Annotated in this window: 18 protein-coding genes; 9 read left to right on the top strand and 9 right to left on the bottom strand. The window is 45.8% G+C overall.

The features are described 5' to 3' along the window. Nucleotides 1–3: 3 nt before the first annotated feature. The 8 genes from DWX59_RS03425 to DWX59_RS03400 all read right to left on the bottom strand — a co-directional run bounded on the left by DWX59_RS03425 (nt 4) and on the right by DWX59_RS03400 (nt 5,273). Nucleotides 4–873 (bottom strand): VirB6/TrbL-like conjugal transfer protein, CD1112 family, encoded by an 870-nt coding sequence (locus tag DWX59_RS03425; RefSeq protein WP_032513415.1) that lies wholly within the window; start codon nt 871–873, stop codon nt 4–6. A gap of 18 nt (nt 874–891) precedes the next feature. Then, the gene (locus DWX59_RS03420; RefSeq protein WP_009906233.1) at nt 892–1,107 is read right to left on the bottom strand and encodes a Maff2 family protein; all 216 of its coding nucleotides are present in this window, start codon (nt 1,105–1,107) and stop codon (nt 892–894) included. A gap of 241 nt (nt 1,108–1,348) precedes the next feature. Continuing rightward, on the bottom strand, nt 1,349–1,516 hold the full coding sequence (locus tag DWX59_RS28610) for a hypothetical protein (RefSeq protein WP_162858247.1): 168 nt from the start codon (nt 1,514–1,516) through the stop codon (nt 1,349–1,351). 19 nt (nt 1,517–1,535) lie between these two features. Next, nucleotides 1,536–1,703, bottom strand: a complete 168-nt coding sequence (locus DWX59_RS28605; RefSeq protein WP_018112834.1) for a hypothetical protein — start codon at nt 1,701–1,703, stop codon at nt 1,536–1,538. Further along, nucleotides 1,696–3,483 (bottom strand): VirD4-like conjugal transfer protein, CD1115 family, encoded by a 1,788-nt coding sequence (locus DWX59_RS03415; protein WP_072848542.1) that lies wholly within the window; start codon nt 3,481–3,483, stop codon nt 1,696–1,698. The genes DWX59_RS28605 and DWX59_RS03415 overlap by 8 nt, the downstream gene beginning before the upstream one ends. Further along, nucleotides 3,480–3,962, bottom strand: coding sequence for a PcfB family protein (locus DWX59_RS03410; RefSeq protein ID WP_069432335.1), 483 nt, complete (start codon nt 3,960–3,962; stop codon nt 3,480–3,482). Before DWX59_RS03410 ends, DWX59_RS03415 begins: the two co-directional genes overlap by 4 nt. A 93-nt stretch (nt 3,963–4,055) precedes the next feature. After that, complete coding sequence (locus tag DWX59_RS03405; RefSeq protein WP_004611927.1) at nt 4,056–4,274, bottom strand: DUF5348 domain-containing protein; 219 nt, start codon at nt 4,272–4,274, stop codon at nt 4,056–4,058. 24 nt (nt 4,275–4,298) lie between these two features. After that, nucleotides 4,299–5,273: a DUF6017 domain-containing protein gene (locus DWX59_RS03400; RefSeq protein ID WP_018112837.1), complete on the bottom strand. Its 975-nt coding sequence runs from the start codon at nt 5,271–5,273 to the stop codon at nt 4,299–4,301. Between the two features lie 446 nt (nt 5,274–5,719). Between DWX59_RS03400 and DWX59_RS03395 the strand changes: the two genes are divergently transcribed. The 4 genes from DWX59_RS03395 (at nt 5,720) to DWX59_RS03380 (ending at nt 11,528) form a co-directional block, all read left to right on the top strand. Then, a complete protein-coding gene (locus DWX59_RS03395; RefSeq protein ID WP_117556243.1) occupies nt 5,720–7,144 on the top strand; it encodes a beta/alpha barrel domain-containing protein in 1,425 nt (474 codons plus the stop codon). Between the two features lie 12 nt (nt 7,145–7,156). Next, entirely contained in the window at nt 7,157–8,938 is a 1,782-nt protein-coding gene (locus DWX59_RS03390; protein ID WP_117556241.1) for a thiamine pyrophosphate-binding protein, read from the top strand. Beyond that, entirely contained in the window at nt 8,922–9,890 is a 969-nt protein-coding gene (locus DWX59_RS03385; protein ID WP_117556239.1) for a class I SAM-dependent methyltransferase, read from the top strand. Before DWX59_RS03390 ends, DWX59_RS03385 begins: the two co-directional genes overlap by 17 nt. A gap of 66 nt (nt 9,891–9,956) precedes the next feature. Beyond that, on the top strand, nt 9,957–11,528 hold the full coding sequence (locus DWX59_RS03380; protein WP_147325743.1) for an NHL repeat-containing protein: 1,572 nt from the start codon (nt 9,957–9,959) through the stop codon (nt 11,526–11,528). Nucleotides 11,529–11,905: 377 nt separating this feature from the next. Here the strand turns inward: DWX59_RS03380 and DWX59_RS03375 are convergent, their stop codons facing one another. Continuing rightward, on the bottom strand, nt 11,906–13,810 hold the full coding sequence (locus tag DWX59_RS03375) for a sigma 54-interacting transcriptional regulator (protein ID WP_117556235.1): 1,905 nt from the start codon (nt 13,808–13,810) through the stop codon (nt 11,906–11,908). A gap of 331 nt (nt 13,811–14,141) precedes the next feature. Here DWX59_RS03375 and DWX59_RS03370 point away from each other — a divergent pair, with 331 nt between their 5' ends. From DWX59_RS03370 to DWX59_RS03350, 5 genes are read left to right on the top strand one after another with little or no spacing between them, the layout of a single operon-like run. Next, nucleotides 14,142–14,936: an HpcH/HpaI aldolase family protein gene (locus DWX59_RS03370; RefSeq protein ID WP_117556233.1), complete on the top strand. Its 795-nt coding sequence runs from the start codon at nt 14,142–14,144 to the stop codon at nt 14,934–14,936. Between the two features lie 57 nt (nt 14,937–14,993). After that, a complete protein-coding gene (locus tag DWX59_RS03365; protein WP_117556231.1) occupies nt 14,994–16,097 on the top strand; it encodes a tripartite tricarboxylate transporter substrate binding protein in 1,104 nt (367 codons plus the stop codon). An 18-nt stretch (nt 16,098–16,115) separates the two neighbouring features. Next, entirely contained in the window at nt 16,116–16,592 is a 477-nt protein-coding gene (locus tag DWX59_RS03360) for a tripartite tricarboxylate transporter TctB family protein (protein ID WP_117556229.1), read from the top strand. 10 nt (nt 16,593–16,602) lie between these two features. Beyond that, nucleotides 16,603–18,102, top strand: a complete 1,500-nt coding sequence (locus DWX59_RS03355) for a tripartite tricarboxylate transporter permease (protein WP_117556227.1) — start codon at nt 16,603–16,605, stop codon at nt 18,100–18,102. A 14-nt stretch (nt 18,103–18,116) separates the two neighbouring features. Further along, nucleotides 18,117–19,544: a four-carbon acid sugar kinase family protein gene (locus DWX59_RS03350; protein ID WP_117556225.1), complete on the top strand. Its 1,428-nt coding sequence runs from the start codon at nt 18,117–18,119 to the stop codon at nt 19,542–19,544. The last annotated feature ends 3 nt before the right edge of the window (nt 19,545–19,547 follow it).

Genomic DNA, 19,547 nt, shown 5'->3' with positions numbered 1-19,547 from the left:
CCCTTAGTGGGCGTTGAATATGGATTTTGCCAGTGCGCCGGATTTGAACAGGGAGAAACAGAGGATAACGGTATAGGCTGCAAGGGAAAAAATCGCGCTGTGCAGATTGTCCGCTAAGACCATTTCGCCTACTAAAACCGCATAAATGCCGACGCATATCATAATGAGGAAGCCTTGAAAGCCCAGTGCAAACAGCCCCTTTAGGTAGTTGTTCCCAATCTGTCCCCATTCCCGGTTTGTCATGGTAGCAAAAGGGATAGGGGAAACAGAACAGTAGGCGTATATCTCAATCATTCTGCCGTAGAGGATAACGGTTATCAGTACGGACATGATTTTCATACAAAGGCTTACAAGGCTCGTTTCCATGACAAGTAACAGTAGTTCGGGGATTTCCATATCTTTTAGTCCCTCCTGCATGGCGGCAAGGGCTTCGGTTACGTCGATATTCGTATCGCCGCCGATTACCCCCGCCGCGCCGGATACAATATGCTGCGCCATATCAAACACCGCCATAGTAATATCAAAGGTATGTGTTACCAAGAAAACGGCAACAAAGGCTTTGAAAAACCACTTGAAAAACATAAATGTTTCTATGTCGTGCATATTGTTTTTTTCCGTTACCATGCTGATAAGCTCATAACAGAGGACATAGGTAATGACAAGCCCCGCAATGGGTACAATCACATTTTCCGACAGGTTTTGTATCATGCTGAAAATGTTTGCGTTCCACCCCTGCGGGGTCTTGCCTACCTCCGCTGCAATGGTGCCTACTTTTTCGTTTACGTCCCCGAACATAGTGGAAAGGTTGCCGTTAATGGCTCCGATAAGGATTTCTTTTATCCATTCGTTAATCGCTTCCAGTATGCTCTCCATAGGCTACCCTCCGTAATCTTATCCGAACAGACCGGAAAGAAGCGGTACAAGGATAGTGCCGATAAGGGCAACGCCGCCGCCCGCCATAAGCTGCTTAATGCCTTGTGATTTTGCACCCGGATTGTCGTTTCCATATCCCTCCAAGAGATTGATAACGCCCCAAATGCCTAAGCCTGCGCCCAGTGCGATAACAAGGGTCTGTAATACGTCGATAGCAGAGTTAAAAAATTCCATAAAGCTCCTTTCTGCCGCAAATGCGGCTTGCCCTATAAAAGGGCATAAAAAACGGCGGTCAGTTTTCAAACTGCCGCGGTCATAAGTCCCCGCGCTGCCTAAAGTTCTGCCGCGCGGCGGTATTCAGTTGTCAGTGTGGGCGATAGGAATTTTTGTAGGGGCGCGTATCATGCAAGTTGTCTTTTTCTTTGTTACTGCGTCAATTCCTCCTTTCTTTTCAGCCGGGAACACACATTTTTCGTCATTCCAAAAGATAGCTCCTACGCTGCATATACTCGGTAACGTAAAGGGTCTGTTCCCCTCCGCGTTCCTGCAAATACTCCCGCAGAGCGTTTTCTGCATTTTCTATCATCTTTGTAAAATAATGTTCACGACGTATATCATCAGTTTTTGTTTTCTGTCTGCTCATAGTATAACCTCCCGTAAAATCAAAGTTCCCGCCGCACCCGTTTCTGCTCATACAGGGCTTCACACCGTTTCACAAACTGCTGGATAGCTGCCTGCCGTTGCTGTTCCCGTCGCTCGGCAATGAAAACAAGCCCGTTTATGGCTTCTGTGATTTTCTTATCTTTTTTCTTCTGCATACGTCTATTCATGGTCGGTGTCCTCCTGCAAATCTGCTTCGCTGATTTCGTAATAGTCAAAGGGTTCGTCCGGCTTTACAAGGGCGGGTCTGCGCCTTAAATGCTTTTCCATATCAAAGGTATTTTTCTTGTCATAGTCGGAAAGATATTTATAGTTGGGGTGCTTTGTAATGTCATACTTATCAGAGAAGAACGGGCGTACCCCTCGTAGTTGTAAGATACATTTCCCGCCGTCCATGACTGCAATTTCATCTTCGGTCATAAGCTGCTTGCCTAACTTCTGATAGTTCAGCCCATGTGATACCTCACGCCCCCGGTTCTCGGAAGTGTTGAAGCTGTCAATGGTTTCTTTCCCCAAGATTTCCGACATTTCTTTGAGGGTGGTTTTCTCCTTGCCGCCCAAGAAAAGGGTGGTGTCGCAGTTGCCGGCTATGGTATCGGCGTTATCTTTGTATATCGCCTTTAGCTGCGACTGGCTTTGCAGAATGATTGAAGCAGAGATTTCCCGGCTTCGGATAGTGGCTATGAGCTTTTCAAACTTCGGTATCTGCCCGATATTTGCAAACTCGTCTAACAGACAGCGTACATGGACGGGCAGCCTGCCGCCGTATTCATCATCTGCCTTGTCGCAAAGAAGATTGAAAAGCTGCGTGTAAAGAATACTCACAACAAAGTTAAAAGTGTCGTCGGTGTCGCTGATAATGACAAACAGGGCGGTCTTACGGTCGCCTATGGTATCAAGTTCCATTTCGTCGGTTTCCATAAGGTCGCGCAGCTCTTTAATGTCAAAAGGGGCAAGCCGCGCCCCGCAGGAAATGAGGATAGAGCTTCTTGTCTTTCCCGCAGATAACAGGAATTTCTTATACTGCCGGACAGCAAAGTGTTCCGGGTCTTTTTCCTCCAACCGTTCAAACATAAGGTCAACGGGGGACTGAAATTCCGGGTCGTCCTCGCGGGCTTCACTGGCATTTATCATTTCAAGCAGCGTCGTAAAATTCTTTTCTTCCTCCGGGGCTTCGTACCAAATGTAGCCGATAAGGGCGCAGTAAAAGAGCCGTTCCGATTTTATCCAAAAATCTTCCCCTGCTTTTTCCCCGTCCCCTTTGGTGTTGGCAATCAAAGTATTTACCAGTTTCAAAATGTCTTTTTCGCTGCGGAGATAGGCAAAGGGATTGTATTTCATGCTTTTTTTGAAGTTTATCGTGTTCAGCACCTTTATCCGATACCCGCCCCGCTGTAAGAGCTTCCCGCACTCGACTAAAACCGTTCCTTTCGGGTCGGTTACAACGTAGCTTGAGTGCATTTGCATAAGGTTGGGCTTTACGAAAAATCTCGTCTTGCCGCTGCCGCTTCCCCCGATAACAAGGATATTTTTATTCCTTGCATACTTTGGCTGCTTTGGGCGGCTGTTCATGGTAAGCCGTTCCGTCTGTGTGAGCAGCACGTTATTTTGAAATACCGGGTCGGTGTAGGGCTTTATATCTTCGGCGTTGCCCCAACGGGCAGAGCCGTATTCGATACCTTTCCGGTATTTCTTCGCATTCTTGCCTTTTACATAGACAATCAGCCGGATAAGGACAGCCCCTACAATACCGATAAGCAAATCCATAGGTGCAAGGCTCGGAAGCGGGTTTGCAAAGGCAGCGGAAAAGCCGTCTGCAAGGGAAAGCACCTTGCCGGACAGGTCAGCCCCCGGAGAGAGCCGCACCGCCTGTCCGATTTTGTCAAAGAGATAGACAAAGAGCAGATAGGGGGCATTTAGGATAAGCAGCTTTTTAAGTTCCGGCTTCATAGCGATACCTCCCTGTCCTTTTTCTTCACTTTTTCCCTCTGTGCGTTCAGAGCCGCCGCCTTTTCTTTGAGGGAAACAATCAGCTTGCGGATAGAGGGCTTTTGTTCCTGCGTCAGCTTCTTTGCGGAAAACTCCTTGAAAGCTGCGGTCAGTGCGTCCGCGTCCCGTCCCTTAAAAAACACAAGATAGCGGGGCGGGGTTTCGGTGCTGTCTTTCTTTAAGGCAAAGTCAATCCCGTATTTTTTCGCCGTACTCTCAAAGGCTTTGATATTGTCCTTTGTGATTTCAATGTTGGAAACGCCCGCGTTCTGCTTCATAAGCTGCTTTAGGGTCTGCTTGCCATGCGGGATTTTCTGTTTGTCATGCTGCTTTTTCATCTGTGCAAGCAGGGCTTTCATAGCCTTTTGGAGCTGCTGCGCGGTCAGCTTTCCGGTCTTGATGTAAAGGGCTATGGTCTTTTCGTTGGTTTCCTCCTGCAATGGGTGTCCTCCTTTCGTGTTCTATGGTGGTATGCCCGCCGCCGGGAAACGGGACGGGCATGAAAAAAGAGCATCCGCTTTCACGCCGCCCTGTTAAATCCGTACCCGCAGCCCGGAAAGGTCTGCCGCCCGAATACCCACAAGATACCAGTTGTCCCCGTACTCCATACGGGTCGGCTTCCATTTGCCCCGCACAAAGACCTCCATGCAGTCGCCGCAATGCAATCCCCCGTAATAGTCGTTTACGTCAAAGCGAATGTCGTAGCGGTCAGCGGTTTCATCAAAAATCAAAGCTCCTGTTTTCTGTGTCATCATAAAATCCTCCTTTGGGTTGGTTTACAGGCTTTCGCCCTCGTTGCAGGTGTAATCGGGTATGCCCTTGCTTCTTGCCGACTGGATAGTGCGCCCGCCGTACATATCGTGAGATACAAGGGACGTGTAATAGCTGCCAATCGTAGACGGAGCATTGAAAAGGGCAGCTTTCATGTACTGCTTGATGTTGCGGATTTTGGTGGTGTTTTCCTGCATACAGTCCAGTACAAAGCGGATATGTTCGCTGTTCAGTTTCATAAATTTTGCTTTTACAAGCTCTGCCGGGTGGTCGTCCCCGGCGATACGGATTGTTCTTCGTTTGGTGCAGACGGTTTCAAGAATAAGGGCAAGGATTTCCTCTATCCTGTCCCGGTCAAGGTATCTGTCCTGTATCAGATAGTCGTACTCGATATTGTCCTTGATGATTTCCTCATACACGCTGTATGCGTCTGTCGCTTCCTTTCGCTTCCGTTCCGGCAGCTGTGCCGCGTCCTCTAAGGGAGAGGGATTTAGGGAATGGAAAGGAATGGAATGGGTACTTGATATATCTGTATTTAATTTTTCTTTTTTTGGTAAGTTAGTTTTTTGTATCTCTTTATTTAATTGCGTTGGATTTTCCGACGTCGGGTTATCCGGTGTCGGATTTTCCAATATCGGCTTATCCGCTGTTGGATTTTCCAATACCGGACAATCCAATGCCGGGGGCTGTGGCTGTTCGTAAATGGTGTACTCAATAGCGGTCATTTTGCCTTTCTCGTCGCGTCCCTGCCGCCTTGTGATATATCCGGCTTTTTCAAGCTCCCATACAGCGGTGCGGATAGCGTCGATACTTTCCCGGTTGATAAGGGACAGCCCTGCAAGGGTGTAGTCCCAATCTTCGGGAAGTGAGAGCATTTGCGACAACAAGCCCTTTGCCTTTAGGGAAAGTTCCTTGTTGCGTAAATGGTGGTTGCTCATAACCGTATAACCTTTGTTCTTTTCCACGCGGAAAACTGCCATAGCTTCATCACTCCTTTGGTTGGATTTGTTACGCAGTAGAAACGCGGTTTTGAGGGAAAAGGTATCAACCCTTGCCTTTCTCATTTCCGCGCTCTAAGAGCCGCATAAATCAAGGCTTTATTTGCCCTTACTGCGTAACATGAGGGCATAAAAAAAGCAGCGTTCCTGTTCTCCTGTGTGGGAGTGAGAAACGCCGCCTTATAGGTGGTGCTTATTTTATTTTTTCTTTTCGACGTGCCGCGTAAGGTGGTGTAGTGGTTTATCCGGCAGCTTCGCAGGTGCTTTTGCATATCAAGGCTCAATTCGTTAAAAGTAGTAAATGAGTAGTAAAATCAATCTGCAAACCTGCGAATATGCCCGTAAATCAAGCATTTTTCAAGACAATCAACTAATTTATATCAAATTCATTAGTAAATGCAGGAATTGATATAGTTGAAATAGGCTTTTTGTGGTATATTGCTGACGGGGTATTCAGGGTTAATACTACGCTGTTTCGGGAAATGGAGGAGATGGCTCCGTTTTTAAACAAAAATGGGTATTATGTAGCATATCTGGAATTTGTATTATTTAAAAGGCAGAATCATACAATACCCTTAAGGCGTTCTGATATGATACAGGGAATCCGATTAGGAATATTGAAAGAAGAATTAGAGGAAGCAATCCCGACAATGCTTTTGATAAAGGAGAATGGATTTGACCTTTATGTCCAGGCTATTAATATAATGGCATATTCAGATGAAGAATTAATGAGTTATATCAACGTAATGAATGAAATACATCCATTTGCCGTGTCGGTTGTGGATACATACGGAGATATGGAGGATGGGCCATTTCTTGATATTTTTAAAAAGATAGAATCAGGTTTGGATGAAGGGATTGCAATTGACTTCCATGGACACAATAATAAAGGGAAAACATTACATTTTGCAGAACTGCTTATTGCCATGTTTGGCGAATCCCAACGCACGGTTATACTGGATGCCACGCTAGGAGGAATAGGGATGGGCGCGGGGAATCTTTGTACAGAGGAGGCTTCGGAATTATTAATGAAAAGGGGCTATCCCTATGATATAGAAATGTTATGTGCTTTAACAGATAGATATGTTAAGATATTTAAGTCCAAGTTTTCCTGGTCAGGTAATCATTTAACGGCTGCTATTGCAGATCGTTGGATAGCATCCCTGGTAATTAGTAATTTGCTAAATTATTATGGCAATTTAACAGCCGAAGAGAGGCGTTTATTTTATTACATGTGTCCAATGAATGGTGACATTAACAAATTAGATGATGTATATCGCATGGTACATTCTTATGATAAAGAGAATAGTAGGAATAACCTTGAATTCCTGTCGGAGATATTCAATGGAAAAGATATTTTTATTATTGCTGGGGGGTCAAGCGTATCAGGGTATATTAACGAAATAAAGAAAATGATATTTGATGAATCAGTGATGGTATTTATGAATGGGCACTATGCAGGAAATTTTACAGATTATTCAATAAGAAGCTATGCTTTCTTAAATAGCCCGATGCATTTAAATAAAGTGAAGAATAATATGAATATACCTAAAATTATTCTTAGCCGGACAGATTGGGATATTAAGGAAGACACAGCAGATATTATAGAAGTTAATTTGAAGGATATTGTATACAAAGAAAGAATATTGGCAAATGATACGGTTATTTTATTTTTAAATCTTTTGTTTGTATTAAAAGATAAATACCAGATTAATTTCAGTGTTAATATTGCAGGTTTTGATGGGACTTATGCAACAGAACGCGAATGCTATATTTATAGGAAAATAGTAGATGAATTTTCAAGATATTATAAAATCCGATTTTTGACCAACAGCAGATTTGGAGCGGAATAAAAGAGGTAGAGAATGTTAGTATCAGATTATATAATTGATTTTTTAGCGTCTGTAGGTATAAAGCATATCTTTGGGTATCAGGGGGGCTCTGTGACACATTTAATAGATTCAGTTGCGAGAAATCCTAATATAAACTATATTCAGAATTATCATGAACAGGCCTCTGCATTATGCGCAGACGCATATGCAAGGGTATCTAATGAGGGGGTAGGAGCGGCAATCGCATCCAACGGACCAGGAGCAACTAACTTGATAACGGGAATTGCTGATGCATTTTGCGATTCGATACCGGTGATTTTTATTACCGGACAAGTTTGTACATATGCTATGCGTAAGACTGAAAAGATTCGTCAGGAAAGTTTTCAGGAAATTAGTATTACTAAAATTGTGAATAGCATCACCAAGTATGCCACTATTATTATGAAGCCAGAAGATATAGCCTATGAATTGGAAAAAGCCTTTTTCTTGTCAACTCATGGACGGCCGGGACCGGTTCTGATTGATGTACCTGTTGATGTACAGGGAATGGAAGTTGAAACAGATGTGATAAGGCACTATAAACATATTGAAGATGAGGGATTTAATGGTGCTATTGATATAAAGATAGGTATAGTAAGGACGATAGAATGCTTAAAGACAGCAAAAAGACCGGTTGTGTTAGCAGGAGGAGGTATATCCGGGAGAGAAACCATATGTATATTTCGCGAGTTAATATCATTATTAAAGATTCCAACCGTTGTTACTCTGATGGGATTAGATGTGTTGAGCCATAAAGATGATTTTTTTTACGGTTTTATAGGGGTTTATGGAAATCGGTTTGCCAATTTGGCGGTACAAAATGCGGATGTTATTTTAGTGCTGGGATCCCGCCTGGATACCCGGCAAACTGGAAAGTGCTATAGGGAATTTGCAAAACATGCACGAATTGTACATATTGATATTGATAAAAATGAGATAAATCATAAGGTGAAAAGTGATATTTCCATATGCTGTGATTTAAAAGCATTCATGCATTGTTTTATTCGTGAAATTAAAAATTCGGTTATGTTTCCTGATTATCAGGGATGGCTTAAATTGCTTCAAACTTGGAAAGAGAAATACTCAGAGCAGAATTTGAATGGAGAGGGGATTTCTCCCAATTGGTTTATTGGTCAAGTTGGAAAACTTGTAGAGGATAATACAATATTTACTGCAGATGTAGGACAGAACCAGATGTGGGTAGCTCAATCTCTCCGTTTAAATGTGAATAAATTCCGTATATTAAATTCAGGTGGGCTTGGCGCGATGGGGTTTTCGCTGCCTGCCGGTATTGGGGCTTACTTTAGCGGATTGTTTTCAAAAGTCATTTGCTTTACTGGTGATGGCGGAGTGCAGATGAACCTACAGGAACTCTGCCTAATTGGAAGTAGGAAAATACCTGCAAAAATAATATTAATGAATAACTTTTCGTTAGGTCTAATACGTGATATCCATCAAAAGTATTATGGTAGGCGGTATATAGGTTCAGTTGAAGGTTTTTATCAACCCCAATTTAAATATATTGCAAGGGCATATAATCTTGGGTATTTCGAAGTAGCCAAATATGAAGATATAGGTCGCTTATCTGCTATTATAAAAGACGATAAGCCATATATTATTAATTGTCTGTTATCTCAAGACACAACTGTCAGGCCAGAACTTTTAGGTAAGGATAGGTTGGACAATCAGATACCGTACCTGTCTATTGCTGAAATGGAAAATATTAAACAGGAGCTGGAAGGCAGCTTTGGAGGTATTTATGAATCACAGATGTAAAATATGTGGGAACATAGATGGAAATATCATCTACAATGTAAAAGAAAGAATATTAAATAAGGGGGATGTATTTGCATATTTGCATTGTGCACATTGCGGTACCTTAATGTTGAACGAGCCGATAGAGGATATGTCAAGGTGGTATGCTCCTGATTATAATCCGTTTATAAAGAGGAGGCAACGGGAAAAGGAAACTGGGATACGGCTTCGTAATAAATTGTTGGTTGAATTGATTATTCATATGAAAGGAAAAAGATTTTTTAAATATATAGTCAGGCTGGAAAATTTAGATATACAGTTTAAACGTCTATATGGTTTATTTTTATCAAAAAAGGCAGAAATATTGGATGTTGGATGCGCTACAGGCGGGTGGTTGTATTCTTTATATGATATGGGGTGGAAACATGTAACTGGTATTGATTTATATTGTCCGGAGATAGCTTCATGTGACAGGAAGTGGAAATTTATTTCCGGAGATATATTTTCAATTCATAACCAGGTTTATGACTGTATCACCTTTAATCATTCATTTGAGCATATGGAGAATCCATTAGAAGTACTGCGGAAAGTATATAGTTTGTTATCAGATAGAGGTGTTTGTATAATATCAATTCCGTTGTGTGGTGGGATCTCGTGGAAGCTGTTTGGATTAGACTATTGTCAAATCGACGCTCCGAGACACTGGTATTTGTATACCCCTCAAAGCATGAAGCATTTATGCGATAGCGCTGGATTGGTATTGGAGCAGATATATTATGATTCCAAGGGGGGAATTTTGCATATAAGTGATGGCTACAAAAAAACAGAGAAGTCCCATGCGGAATTATGCAATTTTTATCCACGGAGTAGAAAAATAAAATATGATAAGATTGCGGAAAAAGCGAATGATGAAGGGAATGGGGATGAGGCGGTATTTGTTATCAAAAAGGGTACCCTGCGTTATAAACGGTAATGTCTACGCTGCGGATGAGGTTTCTGGTTTAGCGTGTTTATTATCAATAACGGAATGGAGATTGACGTGAAAGTAGAAAAAGAAAATACGAGTTTAAAACGCCAAAAGGTCTTTTTGCTGAATACTCATTTGTATGGATTGATGAACGAAGCTGAATTGCATATTCAAAGATTGTGTATAATATTGGATATTTTTGAAGATAAAAAAGATGTTATTTTATTATGGAGACCACATCCTTTAAGTTTAGAAACCATTTATTCTCTGAATTATCAAATAGAAAATAAATATCAACAGATTTTGAGGCGTTTCGCCAATATGGATAATGGAATCTATGATAATACCCCTAATATCAATCAGGCCTTTCAAACTTCTGATGCATATATAGGAGATTGTACAAGTTCGTTGACATCTCTTTATGGTTATACTCAAAAGCCGATATATCCATTAACAACAATTCAAAAGATAGAGTTTGTACAAACAATTGCAGGCGTTCAAATAGAAAAATATTTTTATTTTAGTGGTTATAATATAAATGGCTTTTTTAGGTATGATTTCCTGACTAAAGAAATTTTGTTTTTGAAAACCTTTAGCAAAGAGACTTCGGTGGCAGTAGGAATTCACAGATGTGCGGTAGCATATGAAAAGGACTGCTGGTTTATTCCTCAAGGTGGTAATTATATATCAAAGATAAATGTTGAAACATTAGAAATATCATATTTGGAAATACCTGAAGAATGCCAAATTATGAATACGTTATTTAAATTTTATACAGCGATTAAACAGGGGAAATATGCCTGGGTTATTCCAGCATATGCGGCTTCAGTATTAAGAATTGACTTGGAAGAGGAAATTGTTCAGTGCTTTTCTTGTTGGCCAGACTCTTTTAAATGGGATTTTAAACGTCACAATTTTGCAGGTGCCACACTGAGGGGAAAAGAAATATGGCTTAATCCATATGAAGCACAATGCATCGTAAAAATAGATACGGATACTGGAACCATGTCAGCATATTCTTGGGAATACCCAGTAGCCTCTTTCTCATCTATAGAATTTGATGGAGAATGGATGTGGTTTACGCCATATAATTATCATAAAGTATTGAAATGGAATCCAATAAGTAATGAAAAGGTAGAATTGGATTTTTTGGAATTAGAGTTGAAACATGGAAAGTATTTTTATGATTCGTATTTTTATAATGGATATGTTTGGATGATTCCAGGAGCGTCTGAATATATTTTAAAAATCAAGACGGATTCAAATGAACTCACTAAGCTAGCTTCTTATCCTCAAGAGTTATTGATTATAAAGAACAATGCTAATCAGTCAAGTTTTTGTGATGTGATAAAATTAAGTCAAAAAAAAATATTAATAACGTCTCCAAGAACAAATGGAGAGCTTGTCCTGGATACCGAAACAGATGATATGTTCTATCTGAGTTTAGATTTATCAGATTTGCAGAAGCGTTTGCTGCAGAATGCAGAATTGGAGTTATTTAAGGATTGTCTTCAGGACTTTGTAAGAGATGTTTGTGAAGATAATGTTAAGGAGGATAAAACGATTAATATTTTAAACGATGATAAACAATATTTTAATTGTGGGAGGAATGTGTGGAAGATGATAAAAGAACGTAAACTATAATTTTGAATGTGTGAAGAAAAGTCTGAAAATACGATTTTCTATGATAATAACTGGGCTGAAAGTTCCTTTTGGGATGTTCAGCCCTTGTTTTATTTATAACATAAACGATTCAATATCAGGAGGAGTATTTTTACCTAATAGAATTTCCCGACATATGTGTGCTGCAACAGAAAAACTGTCTTTGTATTCATGTTTTCTATCTTTCTTTTCTATCTACGTGCTAGATAATCAGTTCAGAAAAGTCATACATTATTAATCTGGCATAGATTTCCTGAAGTATATACTCCACCTTTTTCGAGTGAAAATGCAACAGACCAATTGTATACTTTAAATCCCGAAATAATGTTTCTATCCGCCCATCTTTTATCCCGTCAAGATCATCCCTCTATGTGATACTCCTTCATCTTCCTCCAAAGAGTGGACCGGCTCATGCCCAGCATGGCAGCTGTCTGCCCCTTGTTGAAGCGGCAGGAGGACAGGGCCTCCATGATTTGGCGTCTCTCCGTGGAGGCATCTGTGGCAGCCGTGACAAGGGAGGCCGTGCCTGAGGCGGGTGTGCCAGGTGAGGCCGTGGCAGGAAAGGCCAGTCTGGCACATTCAATGTCAATGCGGCCGTCGCTGCATAACACGGCCATGCGCTCGCAGATATTGAATAAATGGCGTATGTTGCCGGTCCAGTCTGACTGACACAGGAACTGGATGACTTCAGGCTCCGTGATGATGCCGGGGAAGTTCCTGTTCATGTATCTGGAAACCAGAAGGGGGATGTCTTCCCTGTGCTGGTTCAGGGGCGGTATGTTTATCCTCAGAACATCCAGCCGGTAGAATAAATCCTCACGGAACTGGTTGTTTCGGACCAGGCTTTCCAGGTTCTGATTGGTGGCGGCAATGATGCGGATATCCACATGGATGACTGAATCACCGCCCACCCTCATGATTTCACGTTCCTGAAGCACCCTCAGGAGCTTGGCCTGAAGGGGCAGGGGGATCTCGCCGATTTCATCCAGGAAGATGGTGCCTGTGTGGGCCAGCTCGAACAATCCTGCCTTTCCGTTTTTGCGGGCTCCGGTAAACGCTCCCGTGACATAACCAAAGAGTTCGCTTTCAAGCAGGGTATCCGGAATGGCCGCGCAGTTTACGGCCACAAAAGGGCAGAGGCTGCGGCTGCTGGAATTGTGGATGCTTTGCGCCAGCACTTCCTTGCCGGTCCCGCTTTCCCCAATAAGATGTATATTGGAATTGGTCTGGCTGTATTTCCTGGCGGTGCGGATCACGGATGCCATTGCAGGGGCGGTCCCCACCATGTCCTCAAAGGTGAGTTTCGCTACAAGGCCTTTGTCATATATCTGTTTGCGTATATCGCCTTCCAGGGACTGGATCTCATTGACCAGCTGGATGTTTACAATGGAACCGGATAAGAAGGCCTGGGTCCTTACAAAGGTTTTGCTGATGCTCAGCAGGGTGCGGTTATGCTGGAGTATTTTATTGGTGTACTCGTTGTTGTCGGATAATATGTTTTTCAGCTCCAGGGGAAAGGGGAAATCGATGATGCGTTTCCCGATGCAGCTGCTGTCCAGGCCGAAGACGGACTGGGCTTTTTTATTGACCGTGGTCACACGCCTGGAAGGATCGATGAAGATGATGCCGTCGTGGGAGATATCCAGTATGGTCTGAAGGCGCATGGATTTCTCCTGCTCCTTGCGGAAGATGAGCAGGGACCGTTTGGCAGAGGACAGGGCGTCCCAGAACGCTTCCTTGCTTGTTTCAATCAGCATGTTGGGGATATGTACCATCTGTGCGTACCGGCAGGTGTTCAGGCCTCCGATGATGACCTCACATCCTTCGCGGACAGCCTGGTCCACCAGGGCCTCGTTGTTCCAGTTGGGGGAGAGCAGGTATGTCTGGATGGGGGCGTCGCACAGGTCGGCTAATCCCGTAATGCCTGCCAGCATGTTTCCGGCAGCGATGATCCCAATCTGTTTCTGCCCGTAGAGCTGCGTGCATTTGCGGATGGTCCGAAGGATATCTGCTGTGGGGACCGATATGCGGACCACGGGGATGTCGCCCGGAAGGTTGGCCAGTATCTGGGCCAGAAGGCCGCGGGTCAGGATGATGTCGGCGTCAATCTGTACGTGTCCGGTATCGGAATTGTTCATGATGATTTCGTCCATGACATAGGTTTCGGAGTCCTCCTGTTCATGAAACTGGTTGTGCTGGCTTAATATCTGGGCGGCATCTGCTATGAAGTTTTCACAGGGCACCACAAGGGCTATTTTTACCATGATTTCCTGTTCCTTTCCGGAAAGCGGTTATGCTCCCATCTGTTTTTTACCATGATACCACATTTTCCGGAGGAATGAAACGAAATATTTTATATGAAAGAAAATGTTGCAACATTATGGAGGATATGGATGGCAGTGCCCAAGGGGGAGGGAGGGTAAGATATGGGATTAGTGCCAAAAGTAAAGGGGCTTTTTTGTACAGGTTATATAAATAAGATTGGTTTTTGTCCCGGTTCAGGGATTGGCATGGAAATTGCTTCATATAAAGGCAGAAGCCAGGTCAGACATCGGTGCCTGTATCTGGCCGGTAAGAATCAGGAGGATGATGAAAATGCTGAGAAGAGGAGAAGCTTTCCGCAACCGGGCAAAACGGCTGCTGGCGGAGAAAAAGAAGCTGTCGGCCGCATGGCTTCAGGCAGCCAGTCCCATTACTGCCGAAATCATGGCAAAGGCCGGGTTCGACATATTGATGGTGGATATGGAACATGGGCCAGGGGACATAATGAACCTTATAAGCCAGATGCAGGCCATTTCCCATTATGAGGCAGTGCCCTTTGTAAGGGCCCCGTGGAATGATTTTGTGACAATTAAGCGGATATTGGATGCAGGCGTAAGCGGCATACTGGTTCCTTATGTAAACAATGCTGAGGAGGCAGCAAGGGCAGTGAGCGCATGCAAGTATCCCCTGGAGGGAATCAGGGGGATTGCCCCCAGCCCAAGGGCGGGAGGATATGGCATGAACCAGAGGGATTATCTGGATTATGCCAATGAGGAACTGGATGTGCTTGTGGCCGTGGAAACCAAAACAGCGGTGGACCATATTGAGGAGATCGTGGGTACCAATGGACTGGACGGTATTTTCATCGGCCCCATGGATCTGGCTACTTCCTTTGGACATTTCTGCAATCCGGGGGACAGGGAGGTGCAGGAGGCAATCCGCAGGGTGGAAGCGGTTGTGCTCAAATCCGATAAGTTCCTTGCAACCGTGGCAGGAAGCTTTGAGCAGGCCAGGGAACTGTATGAAAAAGGATATAGCATGGTAGTCATGATGTCTGATACCACTACCCTGGGCAAGATGGCAATGGAACAGACGGACCGGTTCAGGGAAGCGTATCCGCAGCGGTAAACAGGAATTGATCATAAATCACAAGGAATAAATCACAAGGAGAAGGAGATTGAGACTATGAAGAAAAAAATCGTGGCAGTCACATTGGCAGCAGCCATGGCAATATCCATGGCAGGATGCGCGGGGAACGGACCTGCAAAGGCAACATCCGCAGAAACAGCGGCAGGAACCGGGGCAGGGGAAAAAGCAGATCCAGCCAGTGAGAACAAGGAAGCAGAAGGAACCGGCAGCCCAAAGGAGGAAGGCGGGACCGCAGCCCGGGCGGATTTCCCTAAAAAGCCCATTCAGATCATATGCCCTGTAAAGGCGGGAGGGGACACGGATTACAATACCCGCGTCATTGCACAGTATCTTTCAAAATACCTGGGTGTGAATGTTGTGGTGACCAATGTGGAGGGCGGTGCAACCATCCTTGGCATGCAGCAGGTCCTGGACAGTGAGCCGGATGGGTATACCATGGTCATTAACGGGCTGGATGCGTATATCCCTAACATGATGGGGACAACGGATATTGTGATTGACAGCTTTAAGACCGTAGGGATTCCGCTGTTTGACAATACAACGGTCCTGGTTGCCAATAAGGCTTCTGGTTATGAGGACATCAAGGACTTGGTGGAACGCACCCAGGCAGCCCCGGGCACCATTGAGTATGGCATGAAGATCGGCGCCGCCAACCAGGTATACGGCATTGCCATGAACACGGAGTGGGATGCAAAATTCAAACCCATGGACGTTGGGAACAATGCAGCCAAGATGACAGCCCTTTTAGGACAGCAGACAGATACGGCGGTCCTGGCTTATGCACTGGCAAAGGATTATTTTGCAACAGGGGAATTCCAGGCGCTCTGCCTGCTGGGAAGTGAAAAGAATGAACTGCTTTCGGACGTGCCCCTGCCATCCGAATATGGGTTAAAGGATATTGACTGCAGCAAATGGTTCTGGCTGGGCGTACACCCGGATACCCCGGATGAAATCGTGGATATCCTGTCAGATGCCCTGGAGCAGGTGACAAAGGACCAGGATTTTGTAAAGACAATGGAAGAGAATTACCTGACGGTCAAATACATTGCCAAGAAGGACGCCCAGGAGTATGCTGATAAATTCTATGAGGAAACACTGGTGCCCTATAAGGACGAGTTCCTGGCAACCAGCAGCAAATAGGTCTGGGAAGGAGGCAAAATGTCACATAACAAAAAGGAAATACTATCAGGCGTGATATTTTTTCTCATTGCAGTTGCTTTGTATGCAGGTTCTTATGCCATTGTTGTCACCACCAATGACGCCATGGGGCCCCAGTTTTTCCCCAGGACCGTGGCTGTCCTCATGGGACTTCTGGCCGTGGTACAGGTGGCGGGAGGCCTGAAAAAGGAGAAGAAGGAACATGGGGATGGGGAAAAGGGGGGCATAAGCATAAGGGCGGCAGCCACCATGGCAATCCTGTTTGCCTATGCCCTGCTGGTACAGACAGTGGGCTTCATCATCATGACTGCCTTCTATCTGATGGTGCAGATCCTGCTGCTTCTGCCTGAAAAAAGTTTGAAGTCCAGGAAGGGAATCCTGATAACAGCGGCCTTGTCAATCGTGGCGCCTATATTTATCTACCAGCTGTTTTATCGTGCGTTCAGCATTTTCCTTCCCGCCGGATTATTAGGATAAGGAGGAGATTATGCAGCTTATTGAAGGATTTATGGCAGTGCTCCATCCCGCCACCTTGTTTCTCATTATCGGAGGCGTGGTTGCCGGGATTGTCTTTGGCGCCATACCGGGGTTATCGGCATTTACGGCGCTGGCATTGTTCCTGCCCATTACATTTGGCATGGAACCGGTTAACGGCATTGCATTTTTGATAGCTATCTATGTGGGCGGCCTTTCAGGGGGACTGATCTCAGCAATCCTGCTTGGGATTCCCGGAACACCCTCATCCATTGCCACCTGCTTTGACGGCTATCCCATGGCCCAGAGAGGGGAGGCAGGCAAGGCATTGGGGACCGCCATTGTTTTTTCATTCGTGGGCGGTATATTCAGCGCCCTGGTGCTGACCTATCTGGGGCCGGCCATTGCAGGGGTGGCGCTGAAGTTTGGGCCCTATGAGTATTTTGCGGTCATATTGTTTGCGCTTACCACCGTGTCGGGGCTTTCGGCAGGGAATATCAATAAAGGACTCCTGTCCTGTCTCCTTGGCATTGGGTTTTCCTTTGTGGGCATTGACCGCCTCAGTTCCTATACCAGGTACACGGGCGGTATATCCAGCCTGGCTGCTGGATTCAACCTGGTCCCGCTGCTCATCGGCACCTTTGCCGTATCCCAGATAATAGATACCGCTGCCAAGGGCCCCACGTCCATCCAGAGGGCGCCGGCTGCCAGGGTTAAGGGATTCGGGTTAAGCTTCAGGGAATTTGTATATCAGCTGAAAAATGCCATCCCGGCAGCTTTTATCGGCCTGGCAGTGGGGATGCTTCCGGGAATCGGAGGGAATGCCTCCAATCTCCTGGCTTACGCGTTCTGTAAAAAACGTTCCAAATATCCGGAGAAATTCGGGACCGGGATAATGGACGGCATCGTGGCTTCGGAAACAGCCAACAATGCCACGATTGGAGGCGCCCTGATTGTCCTTCTGACCCTGGGCATTCCTGGGGATAACGCCACCTCCATGGTGCTGGCCGGATTCCAGATCCACAGCATCACCCCGGGCCCGCTGCTGTTTAAAACAAGCGCCGCCCTGGTCTATGCGCTCTTTGCGGCATTTATAATCGCAAACCTGGTGATGATGGTATCGGAACTTCTGGGGCTCCCGCTGTTTTCCAAGGTTTTAAGCATTCCGGGCTCCTATCTGCTGCCTGTGGTGATTGCATGCTGCTTTGTGGGTTCATTTTCAGCCAACAACCGTATTTTTGACATACTGGTCATGGTCATCTTCGGGCTGGTGGGGTATATCCTTAAGCGCTGGGAATACCCGCTGGCGCCCATGGTGGTGGGATTCATCCTGGCGCCCCTGCTGGAGGAAAATGTACGGCGCTCCCTGATGCGCACCGAGGGCAGTTTCCTTCCCATCCTGTCATCCCCCATTGCCCTGGTGTTCTTTATCCTGACAGCAGTCATGGTGGTGCTTTCCATGCGCAGTGAGCTGAAGGAAAGGAAAAAGAAAAATCAGGAGACAGCCCCATAGAGGAGGAGACGGATATGGATAAGCAGTTATATTATGATGATTTACCCTGGAAGGATGGCCTGGATTCCCAGGCCATCCGGCTTTACTTAAAGGAAGAGGCAAAGAAGGACAGGCATAAAATCATTGTCCTGGATGACGACCCCACAGGGGTGCAGACCGTACATGATGTTCCTGTGTATACGGATTGGAGCCGGGACAGCATCCGCCAGGGATTCCTGGAACCGGGGAAAATGTTTTTCCTCCTGACCAATTCCAGAAGCTTCTGCCCGGACCGGACCCGGCAGGTGCACCGGGAAATCGGGCGGGAGCTGGCGTCGGCAGGGAAAGAACTGGGAATTGGGTTTGCGGTGGTAAGCAGGGGGGACTCTACCCTTAGGGGGCATTATCCCCTGGAAACCGAGGTGCTTAAGGAGACGCTGGAATCCTGTACCGGAGAGGAAATCCACGGGGAGGTGTTCTGCCCGTTTTTCAGTGAAGGCGGCAGGTATACATACGGGAATGTGCATTATGTGAAAGAAGGGGATTGGCTGGTCCCGGCCGGCATGACGGAATTTGCAAAGGATAAGACCTTTGGTTACCAAGCCTCGGATTTAAGGAAATATATTGAGGAAAAAACCAAGGGCGCATACAAAAAAGAGGATGTGACCTGCATATCCGTGGCGCAGCTGCGGGCCATGGATTTAGACGGGGTGGAGCGGCAGCTGATGTCGGCGGCCGGTTTTGGGAAAATAGTGGTGAACGCCCTGACGCCGCTGGACCTGAAGGTGTTCTGCATTGCGCTTTACCGGGCAATGGGACGGGGAAAACGGTTCCTGTTCCGGACGGCGGCCGGTTTTTTAAAGGAGTTTGGGGCAGTGGAGGACCGGGGGATTCTTACCGGTGAAGAGGTCATGGGAAGCCGCAGCCGGTCAGGCGGCCTGATCCTGGTGGGGTCCCATACGCAGAAAACCACGGCGCAGCTGGAAGCGCTAAAGGAAGTGCCGGGAATCCGTCTGATTGAGTTTGACTCAGACAAGGTGACGGATGATGCCGCCATGGAAGAAGAGATTAATTCTGTCGTCAAACAGGAGGAGGCATACATCCGCCAGGGGATGACCGTTGCCGTGTATACCAAACGCCGCCTACTGTCCGTAAAAGGCGATACGCCGGAACAGGCGCTGGAACGTTCGGTCCGGATATCGGAGGCAGTACAGCAGCTGGCAGGCCGCTTAAGGACAGCTCCCGGGTTCATTGTTGCAAAGGGAGGTATTACCTCCAGCGATGTGGGCACAAAGGCCCTTCATGTGAAACGGGCCTGGGTCCAGGGGCAGATAGGGCCCGGCGTGCCTGTGTGGCGGACCGGGCCGGAAAGCAGGTTCCCGGGCATCCCCTATATTATTTTCCCGGGGAATGTGGGCGGGGATACCCTGCTGCGGGATGTGGTGAAGACCCTGATGGGATAGCGG

The organism is Enterocloster aldenensis (assembly GCF_003434055.1).
GTDB lineage: Bacteria > Bacillota > Clostridia > Lachnospirales > Lachnospiraceae > Enterocloster > Enterocloster aldenensis.
This window is presented reverse-complemented; position numbering and strand designations above follow the sequence as displayed.